We start from the raw sequence: 12100 nt of genomic DNA on the forward strand, positions 1-12100 counted from the left end.
CATTTTGTTACCGGTGCGCAGGAAAGCGCTGCTTTCCTTCCCCAGCGGTGACGCCCCGGTATTTGGCGCCCTCAATTTATCGAGTGGTGGTCTTTGGCTGTTTTCATTGGGAAGCCAGAATGATTGGCATCAAAAGCATCGCGAGTTACGTGCCCACCGCTGGCCTGGACAACTACGTCCAGGGTGCGAAGTTCGGCAAGGACGAAGAGTTCATGTTCGGCAAGATCGGCGCGTCCTTCCTGCCGCGCAAGGCCCCGGAGCAGGAGACCTCCGACCTGTGCGTAGAGGCCGCACGGGCCCTGTTCGCCAGCAACCCCGATCTTGATCCGCAGTCGATCGACGCGTTGATCGTGGTCACCCAGAACGGCGATGAAGAAGGCCTGCCACACACGGCCGCCATCGTTCAGAGCAAGCTCGGCCTCTCCACCCGCGTGGCGGCCTTCGATGTTTCGCTGGGCTGTTCCGGTTACGTATATGGCCTTTACGCCATCAAGGGCTTTATGGAGGCGGCGGGGCTGAAGAACGGCCTGCTGATTACCGCAGACCCTTACTCCAAGATCGTTGACCCCGAAGACCGCAACACCACCATGCTGTTCGGTGACGCCGCTACCGCCACATGGATGGCCGAAGATGCCGTGTGGAACCTGGGTCAGGCCCGCTTCGGCACCGACGGCTCGGGCGCCGAGCACCTGAAGGTGAGCGATGGCAAATTCTTCATGAATGGCCGCCAGGTGTTCAACTTCGCGCTGGTCAAGGTGCCGGCGCACCTGCACGAGCTGCTCGACGCCAGCGGGCTGCAGTCTGCGGATATCGACGCCTTCTGCATTCACCAGGGCAGCGCGGCGATCGTCGATGCCGTGGCGCGGCGCTTCGAAGAGCATCACCCCGAGAAATTCGTGAAGGACATGCTGGAAACCGGCAACACGGTGTCTTCCAGCGTGCCGCTGTTGCTGCAGAAGCACATGCTCGATGGCAACTGGAAGCGCGTGGCCATCAGCGGCTTCGGTGTGGGGCTGTCGTGGGGCTCGGCGATTCTTTATCGCAGTTAAGGCCTCTTCCGGCGTGGCCTGGTGTGCCCCGTAGGAGCGAGCGCAGCTCGCGATGGGCTGCATAGCAGCCCCCAGCTATCTCGGCAGTCATGCGCAATCTGATGAGGGTGCTTTGCACCCCATCGCGAGCTTTGCTCGCTCCTACATGCCCGGTATGCATTATTTCTGGCGCCAACAAACCGCCCTCAACCCCTTGATTTCAAAGGCTGGCCGCGTGCCAGCATTTTTTTTTTGAAAAACCCCTCAAGCAACCAGGCCATCCGACGATAACTATTACGAAGGTTCTCTAGGCCAATCCGGCGGTTGCCAAGGCCGGAAGCCGCAGTACCCATACAACGAGGATTTCGTCATGGCTTTAACTGTAAACACCAACATTGCTTCGGTTACTACCCAAGTAAACCTGAACAAGGCCAGCAACGCTCAGGCCACCGCGATGCAGCGTCTGTCCTCGGGTCTGCGTATCAACAGCGCTAAAGACGACGCTGCTGGCCTGCAGATCGCCAACCGCCTGACCAGCCAGATCAACGGCCTGGGCCAGGCTGTGAAGAACGCCAACGACGGTATCTCGATCGCGCAGACCGCTGAAGGTGCAATGCAGGCTTCGACCGACATCCTGCAAAAAATGCGTACCCTGGCACTGTCGTCGGCCACTGGCTCCCTGAGCGCCGACGACCGCAAGTCGAACAACGACGAATACCAGGCACTGACTGCCGAACTGAACCGTATCTCCGACACCACCACCTTCGGTGGTCAGAAGCTGCTGGACGGCTCGTACGGTACCAAGGCCATCCAGGTTGGTGCCAACGCCAACGAAACCATCAACGTTTCCCTGGACAACGTCTCGGCCAAGAGCATTGGTTCGCAGCAGGTTAAATCCGGCACCATCACCCCGACTGCAAGCGGCGTGACTGCAGCCGACCTGGTGGTGACCGGCAACGGCCAGACCAAAACTGTCAGCTACGATGCCGGCGCTTCGGCCAAGGACATCGCGGCCAAGCTCAATGGCGCTATCGGTGGCCTGACTGCCGCTGCCAGCACCGAAGTCAAGCTGACCGTTGCCAGCGGCGCTGCCACCACTCCTGCCAACTTCGACCTGAAAGTCGGCAGCAGCACCGTCAGCTTCATCGGCGTGACCGACACTGCCAGCCTGGCTGACCAGTTGAAGTCTAACGCTGCCAAACTCGGCATCAGCGTTAACTACGACGAATCTACCAAAAGCCTGGAGGTCAAGTCCGACACCGGTGAGAACCTCAGCTTCACCTCGAAAGCAGGTGCAGAGGCGATCTCGGTCGGTGCCAAGAATGGCAGTGGCGAATACGCTGCAACACTGACTGCATTGTCTGCGACTGCGAACGACAAGGCCGTAGTGACTGGCCAGATCTCGCTGGACTCGGCCAAAGGCTACTCCGTTGCCAACGGCGCAACCGGTACTGGCGCAACTGACCTGTTCGGTGCAGCTTCGGTGTCGTCGAAAAAGACCACCATCGCCGACACCGACGTGACCGCTGCCGTCAACGCCCAGAACGCCCTGGCCGTTATCGACAAGGCTATCGGTTCGATCGACAGCGTACGTTCGGGCCTGGGTGCAACCCAGAACCGTCTGCAAACCACCGTGGACAACCTGCAGAACATCCAGAAGAACTCCACCGCTGCCCGCTCCACCGTGCAGGATGTGGACTTCGCCTCGGAAACTGCCGAGCTGACCAAGCAGCAAACCCTGCAACAGGCATCCACCGCGATCCTGTCCCAGGCCAACCAGCTGCCTTCCTCGGTCCTGAAACTGCTCCAGTAATTCAGGCGCCTGAGTAAAGGGTGAAAGGGCGCGTTTACGTGCCCTTTCACCCTTTTTGACATGAGGAGTTCGGAACATGGACATCAGTCTCAAGCTGAGTCAGGTGTACCCCCCTGTGTTACCCCAGCCCTCTGCGGCGGAGCGGGACCCGGCGGTGCCTGCCAAGGTGCAGGAAGCCGCGCCGCCAGAACCCAAGCCGCACACGCGCGAGGACCTGGAAAAAGCGGTTGGCGATATCCGTGATTTCGTCCAGTCGAGCCAGCGTCAGCTGGACTTTTCCATTGATGATTCCACCGGGCAGGTCGTGGTCAAGGTGATCGCCACCGACTCGGGCGAGGTCATCCGCCAGCTACCGTCTGAAACGGCGTTAAAGCTCGCGCAAAGCCTCAGCGAAGCCGGCAGCCTGCTGTTCGAGGGGCGCGCTTAGGCTGGCATGATTTTTGTTGTTGTTAGGTCTTTCAAGGATTTTTTCGCCAAGGATCTGGCAGCTACCGTTCAAGGAGAGCAATGATGGCAGGTACAACCGTCAGTGGTATCGGCTCGGGTATCGACACCCAGGCCATCGTCGATTCGCTCGTGGCCGCCCAGAAGGCGCCCAAGCAGACGCAAATCAATACCCAAACGCTGAAGGCAACCACCACGTTGTCCTCGATTGGCAAGATTCAGTCAGCGCTCGATGCCTTCCGTGGTGCGCTGACCAACATGACCGATACCAATAGTTTTGGCGGCTTGAGCCTGCAGTCGTCCAACGAAAAGGTGGCTACCGTCACCATGGGCGCCGGCGCTGCCAATGGTTCGTTCTCGTTGCTGGTCAGCAAGCTGGCCAAGGCGTCCAAGGTGTCCACCCAGGTGTACGCGGACGGGGCAGGGTCGGTGGTCAACAAAGGCACTACCGCAACCACCCTGACCATGACCCAGAATGGCAAGGCTTACGACCTGAGCGTTCCGGCTGGTGCAACGTTGCAGCAGGTGCGCGACAGCATCAACAGTCAGTTTGGCCCTGCAGGCCTGAGTGCCAACGTGCTCACGGATGCCACAGGCTCGCGGCTGGTCATTACATCGACCAAGATGGGCGAGGGGTCGGACATTACCCTGTCTGGGAATTCTGGAATCGACACGGGTTACAAGGTCGTAGACGAGCCCGCGGACGCCGAGTACATGCTCGATGGCGTTGCCATGAAATCGAAGACCAATGATATTACCGATGCAGTGAGTGGCCTGAACATCAAGTTGGTAGGTGTATCTCCAAAAAGCTCAACGGGCGAAGATACGATTACCACGCTCTCACTCAGCACCAGCAGCGCTACCCTCAAGTCGGGCCTCAAAGGCTTCATCGATAGCTATAACGCGCTGCTGAAAGTGGTGAACGCCGAAACCAAGGTCACCAAGAATGCAGATGGCAGCATGACAGCGGCTGCGCTGACCGGCGATGCATCGATGCGCACGCTGATGACGTCCATCCGTGAAGAACTCAATGCGGTGTCCGGCAACGGCACCCTCAAGTCGTTGGCAGCCTTCGGGGTTACCTCTTCGCAGGATGGCGGCACGCTGAGCCTGGATGACAAGAAGTGGGACAAGGTCGCCAGCACCAATGCGGCAGACCTGACCAGCATCTTCAATGGCAAGGACGGGCTGCTGGCCCGCCTGCAAAAAGTTACCGAGCCGTTTGCCAAGGCGTCCACCGGTACCCTGGCCGAGCGTTCGAAAACCCTTAGCGAAAGCCTGACCAAGCTCAAGACCGAGCAGGACACCCTGGATGCACGGATGGAGGCCCTGCAGAAGAGCCTGCAGGACAAGTACAACAACATGGACACATTGGTTACCCAGCTGCGCCAGCAGCAAAGCTCGGTGCTCAGTACGTTGAATGCGCTGAACAAGTCCAGCAGCGACGACTGACCGTAAGCCGTTGCCCGAAACCGGTTTTATCGCTGGTTTCGGGCAATAACCCGTAAAGTTTTCCGTGTTTTGCCCGATACATAAAGTATCAACCTTCCAGAAGCATGCCCGCCACGAGGTCGCAAGATGAATCCCATGAGAGCCCTTCGTCAGTACCAGAAGGTCAATTCCCATGCCCAGATTTCCGAAGCCACGCCGCACCGCCTGGTGCAGATGCTGATGGAAGGTGGCCTTGATCGCATGGCGCAGGCCAAAGGGGCAATGGCGCGGGGTGACGTGGCCGAGAAGGGGCTGATGCTGGGCAAGGCGATCGACATCATCATCGGCTTGCGCGACGGCCTCTCGCCTGAGAAGAGCGAGAACCCGCAATACGTCGAAAACCTCGATGCCCTCTACGTGTACATGACCAACCGCCTGATGCAGGCCAACATCGACAACGATGCCGGCATCATCGATGAAGTGGCCCGGCTGCTGATCACCGTGAAGAGCGGTTGGGACGGCATCGCCGACATCCAGCCTGCCAGCTGACGGCAAGGAGACGACCATGACTGCACTGCAACGCCTCGACGATACATGTGATGCCCTGCTTGGCGCCCTGGGCGAGCGTGACTGGGATTCCATTGCGAAGCTGGACGTTGCATGCCGTACCTGTATCGACGAAGTGCTCGAAACGCACGCGTACGACCAAGGCTTGCTGCGGGAAAAGCTCGAAGGGGTGATGGAGGTCTACCGCAGCCTCATCGAAGTGACAACCGGCGAGCGCCAGGCAATTGCCGAAGAGATGACACAGATCAACCAAGCGAAGAATGCTTCAAAGGTTTATCATTTGTTCAGTTAAGATGCGAACAACTGAACAAAAGGCGCCATAAATTTGACTGTGCGACCCTTTTTGACTTAACTAGTGGCTGTTTTCGTATTTCAGACGTCCGAACACTGACCATTCAGTCGGAATGATGTCGAGCATGCCTTCGGGCGCCGATATGACTAGGGAAGTTGCTATTGCATGTGGCGTGAAACCAAGATTCTCCTGATCGATGACGACAGCACCCGCCGCCGCGATCTGGCGGTGGTGCTGAACTTCCTGGGCGAAGACAACCTGCCCTGCACCAGTGCTGACTGGCAGCAGGTGGTCGAGCCGCTGTCTTCCAGCCGCGAGGTACTGTGCGTACTCGTCGGCGCTGTGGATGCGCCTGGCACCCTGCTTGGGTTGCTTAAGACAGTCGCAACCTGGGATGAGTTCCTTCCGGTCTTGCTTTTAGGCGACATTTCTTCTGGCGAGTTGCCTGAAGACCTGCGCCGCCGCGTGCTTTCGAACCTCGAAATGCCGCCCAGCTACAGCCAGTTGCTCGATTCGCTGCACCGCGCCCAGGTATACCGTGAGATGTATGACCAGGCCCGTGAGCGGGGGCGTCAGCGCGAGCCCAACCTGTTCCGCAGCCTGGTCGGTACTAGCCGCGCCATCCAGCACGTGCGCCAGATGATGCAGCAGGTGGCCGATACCGACGCCAGCGTGCTCATCCTGGGCGAGTCGGGCACCGGCAAGGAGGTGGTCGCGCGCAATCTGCATTACCACTCCAAGCGCCGTGAGGCACCCTTCGTGCCGGTCAACTGTGGTGCAATTCCTGCTGAGCTGCTGGAAAGCGAGTTGTTTGGCCATGAAAAGGGCGCATTCACCGGGGCCATCACCAGCCGGGCAGGGCGCTTCGAACTGGCCAACGGCGGTACGCTGTTCCTGGATGAAATCGGCGACATGCCGTTGCCCATGCAGGTGAAGCTGCTGCGCGTGCTGCAGGAGCGCACTTTTGAGCGTGTGGGCAGCAACAAGACCCAGAGCATCGATGTGCGCATCATCGCCGCCACGCACAAGAACCTCGAAAACATGATCGAGGACGGCACTTTCCGCGAAGACCTGTACTACCGCCTTAACGTGTTCCCCATCGAGATGGCCCCCCTGCGCGAGCGCGTCGAGGACATCCCGCTGCTGATGAACGAGCTGATCTCGCGCATGGAGCACGAGAAACGGGGTTCCATCCGCTTCAACTCGGCCTCGATCATGTCCCTGTGCCGCCATGGCTGGCCGGGTAACGTGCGCGAACTGGCCAACCTGGTCGAGCGCATGGCGATCATGCACCCGTACGGGGTGATTGGTGTGTCGGAACTGCCGAAGAAATTCCGCTACATCGACGACGAAGACGAGCAGATGGTCGACAGCCTGCGCAGTGACCTGGAAGAGCGCGTGGCCATCAACGGCCACACTCCCAACTTCAGCAACCCTGCCATGCTCCCGCCAGAGGGGCTCGACCTCAAGGACTACCTGGGCAGCCTGGAGCAAGGCCTGATCCAGCAGGCGCTGGACGATGCCAACGGTATCGTTGCCCGTGCCGCCGAACGCCTGCGTATCCGCCGTACCACCCTGGTGGAGAAGATGCGCAAATACGGCATGAGCCGCCAAGGTGGCGAGGACCAGGCAGAAGACTAACGCTCAAGCGGCCTCCGCTCGCGCACCCGTAGGAGCGAGCAGAGCTCGCGATGGGCTGCAAGGCAGCCCTTCCTCCCCACTTCACCCCAATTCCCCAGAATCCGCCCGCCCAACCACCAACCCGGCATGTGTTTTGCTATTGCCTAGCATCCAGTGCCAGGGGTCGGTTTTTTGTCACCCCTCCGACCAATGCGGACGAAAAGTACAATGAAAGCAGTCATTCTGGCCGGTGGGCTGGGCACTCGCATCAGCGAAGAATCCCACCTGCGACCCAAGCCGATGATCGAGATAGGCGGCAAGCCAATCATCTGGCACATCATGAAGATCTACTCCCACTACGGCATCAACGACTTCATCATCTGCCTGGGTTACAAGGGCTACGTGATCAAGGAGTACTTTGCCAACTACTTCCTGCACATGTCGGACGTCACCTTCGACATGGCCGAAAACCGCATGGACATCCATAACCGCCATGCCGAGCCCTGGCGGGTAACGCTGGTAGACACCGGCGAATACACCGCTACCGGTGGCCGGCTGAAGCGAGTGCGCGACTACGTTGGCGATGAAACCTTCTGCCTGACCTACGGTGACGGCGTTTCGGACGTGGATATTCCGCGCCTGATCGACTTCCACCGCCAGCACGGCAAGATGGCCACAGTCACCGCCGTGCAGCCGCCGGGGCGCTATGGCGCGCTGGACGTGCAGGGTGACCAGGTACGCGGTTTTCAGGAAAAGCCCGCAGGCGATGGCGGCTGGATCAACGGTGGCTTCTTCGTGCTGGAGCCGGCCGTGTTGGACTACATAGACGGCGATGCCACCACCTGGGAGGACGCGCCCATGCGCCGCCTGGCCGAGGATGGCCAACTCATGAGCCACCTGCACCGGGGGTTCTGGCAGCCCATGGATACCCTGCGTGACCGCAACCTGCTCGAGGCTCACTGGAAAAACGGCGAGGCAGCGTGGCAGCTATGGCGTTGACCCCGGCATTCTGGGCGGGCCGCCGGGTGCTGCTCACCGGCCATACCGGCTTCAAGGGCGGCTGGCTGGCAGTGTGGCTGCGCCAGCTGGGCGCTGACCTGCGTGGCTTCGCCTTGCCCGCCGCCACCATGCCTTCGCTGTGGCAGGTCGCGCAATTGCAGCAGCACGTGGCCGGTGACTTTGGCGACATCCGCGATGGCTCGGCCTTGGCGGGCGCCGTGCAGGCGTTCCAGCCCGAACTGGTGCTGCACCTGGCAGCCCAGCCGCTGGTGCGCGAGGCCTACCGTACACCCGTCGATACCTACGCCACCAACGTCATGGGCACGCTCAACCTGTTGGAAGCGGTGCGCGCTACACCTTCAGTGCGCGCCGTGCTGGTGGTGACCACCGACAAATGCTACGACAACCGCGAGTGGCACTGGCCGTACCGTGAACAGGACGCCCTGGGTGGCTTCGACCCCTACAGCAGCAGCAAGGCCTGTGTCGAACTGCTGTGCGCCAGCTACCGGGACTCGTTTCTGCGCACTGCCGGTGTGGCGTTGGCCACGGCGCGGGCGGGCAACGTGCTGGGTGGCGGTGACTGGTCTGCCGAACGCCTGTTGCCGGACATCTTCCGCGCCTGGCAGGGCGGAGAGGAAGTGGTTCTGCGCTACCCAGGGGCTACGCGCCCCTGGCAGCACGTGCTCGACCCGCTGATGGGCTACCTGCAACTGGCCCAAAGCCTGCTCACCGAGGGCGACCGGCACGCCGGGGCCTGGAACTTCGGCCCGGACAGCGCTGGGCTGGCCAGCGTGGGTGACATCGTCAGCCGCCTTGCCCAGCACTGGCCCGGCGAAGCCCGCTGGTCGTTGGCGGCCGATGCCCAGCCCCATGAGGCAGGGCTGCTGGCCCTGGACTCCAGCAAGGCGCGGCAGTTGCTGGGCTGGGCGCCACGCTGGTCGCTGGACCACACCCTCAAGCAGACCCTGGCCTGGCACCTGGCATGGCGTGCGGGGCGTGACATGAACATTGTTACCCGCGAGCAGATCGCGGCTCATCAAGGCGAAACCCATGAGTGACAGCACGGCGCAGCAGTTGCGCCAACAGATTGCCGAGCTGGTCGGCCGCTATGCCGACCTGCAGATGGCGCCCAAACCCTTTGTTGCAGGGCAGAGCAATGTGCCGCCCTCGGGCAAGGTCATCGGTGCGGGCGAACTGCAGGCCATGACCGAAGCGGTACTGGACGGGTGGCTTACCACGGGCCGCTTCAACGAGGCGTTCGAGAAGCGCCTGGCCAAATACCTGGGGCGGCGCTGCGTACTCACCACCAACTCCGGCTCTTCGGCCAACCTGCTGGCGTTCTCGGCCCTGACCTCGCCGCGGCTGGGTGATCGAGCGATCAAGCCTGGCGATGAAGTGATCGGCGTGGCGGCCGGTTTCCCGACCACGGTCAACCCGATCCTGCAGTTTGGCGCGGTCCCGGTGTTCGTTGATGTGCAGATGGGCACCTACAACATTGACCCGGCACTGATCGAAGCCGCCATTGGCCCGAAGACCAAGGCCATCATGCTGGCCCACACCCTCGGCAACCCATTCGACCTGGGCATGGTCCGCGCCTTGTGCGACAAGTACGGCCTGTGGCTGATCGAAGACTGCTGCGATGCCTTGGGCTCCACCTACGAAGGGCGCATGGTCGGCACCTTTGGCGATATCGGTACCCTCAGTTTCTACCCGGCGCACCACATCACCATGGGCGAGGGTGGGGCGGTATTCACGGATTCCCCGCTGCTCAAGCGCATCATCGAATCGTTCCGCGACTGGGGCCGTGACTGCTATTGCGCGCCGGGCGAGGACAACACCTGCAGCAAGCGCTTCTGCTGGCAGTTGGGTGACCTGCCACAAGGTTACGACCACAAGTACACCTACTCGCACCTGGGCTACAACCTGAAGATCACCGACATGCAGGCCGCCTGCGCACTGGCGCAGATGGACCGTGTGGACGGGTTTGTCGCCGCACGCAAACGCAACTTCGCCTGGCTGAGCGAGCGCCTGGCCGGTTGTGCCGACCGGTTGATCCTGCCCCAGGCCACGCCCGGCAGCGACCCGTCGTGGTTCGGCTACCCCATCACCCTGCGCGACGGCGCTGAAGGCCGCCGGGTGGAGCTGGTGCGCTACCTGGACGCCCAGGGCGTCGGCACACGCCTGCTGTTCGCCGGCAACCTCACCCGCCAGCCCTACATGCAGGGGTTGCGGTACCGGGTGGCGGGTGAGCTGGCAGTCACCGACAAGATCATGAACGACACGTTCTGGATCGGCCTGTGGCCGGGCTTGAGCGATGGTCACCTGGAACACGCGGCCAGTCACATCGAAGCCTGGCTCAATCGAGGAACACACTGATGAGCACAGCCCCTGCCGCCACCGCCGGTACCTTGTTCGACAAACCCCTGTTCATCCTGGAGATGGCCAACAATCACATGGGCGACGTGGCCCATGGCGTGGCGCTGATTCGTGCATTTGCCGCCGTTTGCAAGGATTTCCCGTTCCGTTTTGCCTTCAAGCTGCAATACCGCGACCTGGACACCTTCATTCACCCGTCGATGCGTGGCCGCGATGATGTGAAATACATCAAGCGCTTCAGCGAGACGCGGTTATCCCGCGAGCAGTTCGATGCCCTGGTCGCGGAAATTCGTGAGCATGGGTTTCTCTGCCTGTCCACACCGTTCGATGAAGCGTCAGTCGATGTGATCGAAGCCCAGCAGCTTGATGCAATCAAGGTTGCAAGCTGCTCGATGAGCGACTGGCCGCTGCTGGAGCGCGTGGTGCAGACCGGGCACCCACTGATTGTGTCAACCGCAGGTTCCACCCTGGAGGAGCTAGACCGGCTGGTCAGCTTCCTTACCCATCGGCAGAAGAGCTTCGCCATCCTGCACTGCGTGGGCGAATACCCGACGCCTGATGCCAACATGCACCTGTCGCAGGTGGACTTTCTGCGCCGCCGCTACCCCGGTGTGCGCGTAGGTTTCTCCACCCACGAGAACCCGGACAACACCGATATCGTCAAAATAGCGCTGGCCAAGGGCGCCCGGGTCTTCGAGAAGCATGTCGGGCTGCCGACCGAGCACTATCCGATCAACGCCTATTCCGCGAGCCCCGAGCAGGTCCGGCGCTGGCTGGAAGCGGCCCAATATGCCCTGTTGCTGTGTGGTGAAGGCGAGCAGCGCCTGCCGGTAAACGAGAGTGAACGCGCCAGCCTGCGTTCGTTGCGTCGGGGCGTGTTCGCTCGCCGGCCCATCGCAGCGGGTGAGGTGGTGCAAGCTGACGATGTGTATTTCGCCTTTCCACCGCAAGACGGCCAGTTCACGGCCAACGACTGGTCGAAGTACAGCACCTTCACCGCCCAGGCGGACATCCCCGAACACGCTGCCCTGAGCCCGGACAACAGCAACCAGCGTGATGTGCGGGGCAAGGTCTGGGCCATCGTCCAGCAGGTGCGGGCGCAGCTCAGTGGCAGCCACGTCGTGGTGCCAGGGCGTGTCGACCTGGAGATCTCCCACCACTATGGCCTGGACCGCTTCGACGATACCGGGCTGGCCATGCTCACGGTGGTCAACCGCGGCTACTGCAAGAAACTGCTGATGCTGCTGCCGGGCCAGCGGCACCCGGAGCAATACCACAAGCGCAAGGAAGAAACCTTCCACGTTCTGCACGGCGAGCTGACGCTGGAGCTGGATGGCGTGACGCGGGTCTGCCGCCCCGGTGACGTGGTTACCGTGGAGCCGGGTGTACGCCATGCCTTCCACAGCCAGGAAGGGGCGATCATCGAAGAATTGTCTTCTACCCATTTCAGCAATGATTCGTTCTATACCGATGAAGCGATCAATGCCAATCGCGACCGTAAAACCCTCTTGAGCTATTGGATGGACTGAC

Annotated in this window: 11 protein-coding genes; all 11 read left to right on the forward strand. The window is 61.2% G+C overall.

Annotated elements, in window-relative coordinates; translation table 11 throughout:
* Positions 1-119: 119 nt before the first annotated feature.
* On the forward strand, positions 120-1049 hold the full coding sequence (locus IAE36_RS15790; protein ID WP_060481423.1) for a ketoacyl-ACP synthase III: 930 nt from the start codon (positions 120-122) through the stop codon (positions 1047-1049).
* A gap of 349 nt (positions 1050-1398) precedes the next feature.
* Positions 1399-2841, forward strand: coding sequence for a flagellin N-terminal helical domain-containing protein (locus IAE36_RS15795; protein WP_201164330.1), 1443 nt, complete (start codon positions 1399-1401; stop codon positions 2839-2841).
* Between the two features lie 76 nt (positions 2842-2917).
* Positions 2918-3268, forward strand: a complete 351-nt coding sequence (locus IAE36_RS15800) for a flagellar protein FlaG (protein ID WP_060481425.1) — start codon at positions 2918-2920, stop codon at positions 3266-3268.
* A gap of 83 nt (positions 3269-3351) precedes the next feature.
* Complete coding sequence (fliD, locus tag IAE36_RS15805) at positions 3352-4737, forward strand: flagellar filament capping protein FliD (RefSeq protein WP_201164329.1); 1386 nt, start codon at positions 3352-3354, stop codon at positions 4735-4737.
* A gap of 126 nt (positions 4738-4863) precedes the next feature.
* Complete coding sequence (gene fliS / locus IAE36_RS15810; RefSeq protein WP_028633478.1) at positions 4864-5265, forward strand: flagellar export chaperone FliS; 402 nt, start codon at positions 4864-4866, stop codon at positions 5263-5265.
* A 16-nt stretch (positions 5266-5281) separates the two neighbouring features.
* On the forward strand, positions 5282-5575 hold the full coding sequence (fliT, locus tag IAE36_RS15815; protein WP_028633477.1) for a flagellar protein FliT: 294 nt from the start codon (positions 5282-5284) through the stop codon (positions 5573-5575).
* Between the two features lie 165 nt (positions 5576-5740).
* Positions 5741-7216, forward strand: a complete 1476-nt coding sequence (fleQ, locus tag IAE36_RS15820; RefSeq protein ID WP_060481427.1) for a transcriptional regulator FleQ — start codon at positions 5741-5743, stop codon at positions 7214-7216.
* Positions 7217-7423: 207 nt separating this feature from the next.
* Positions 7424-8194 (forward strand): glucose-1-phosphate cytidylyltransferase, encoded by a 771-nt coding sequence (gene rfbF, locus IAE36_RS15825; RefSeq protein ID WP_060481428.1) that lies wholly within the window; start codon positions 7424-7426, stop codon positions 8192-8194.
* Positions 8185-9252: a CDP-glucose 4,6-dehydratase gene (rfbG, locus tag IAE36_RS15830; protein WP_201213368.1), complete on the forward strand. Its 1068-nt coding sequence runs from the start codon at positions 8185-8187 to the stop codon at positions 9250-9252. The genes rfbF and rfbG overlap by 10 nt, the downstream gene beginning before the upstream one ends.
* Positions 9245-10570, forward strand: coding sequence for a lipopolysaccharide biosynthesis protein RfbH (gene rfbH, locus IAE36_RS15835; RefSeq protein WP_201213370.1), 1326 nt, complete (start codon positions 9245-9247; stop codon positions 10568-10570). Before rfbG ends, rfbH begins: the two co-directional genes overlap by 8 nt.
* A complete protein-coding gene (locus tag IAE36_RS15840; RefSeq protein ID WP_201213372.1) occupies positions 10570-12099 on the forward strand; it encodes an N-acetylneuraminate synthase family protein in 1530 nt (509 codons plus the stop codon). The genes rfbH and IAE36_RS15840 overlap by 1 nt, the downstream gene beginning before the upstream one ends.
* Position 12100 lies beyond the last annotated feature (1 nt).

It is taken from the genome of Pseudomonas sp. S36, assembly GCF_016647875.1.
In the GTDB taxonomy this organism is placed as follows: domain Bacteria; phylum Pseudomonadota; class Gammaproteobacteria; order Pseudomonadales; family Pseudomonadaceae; genus Aquipseudomonas; species Aquipseudomonas parafulva.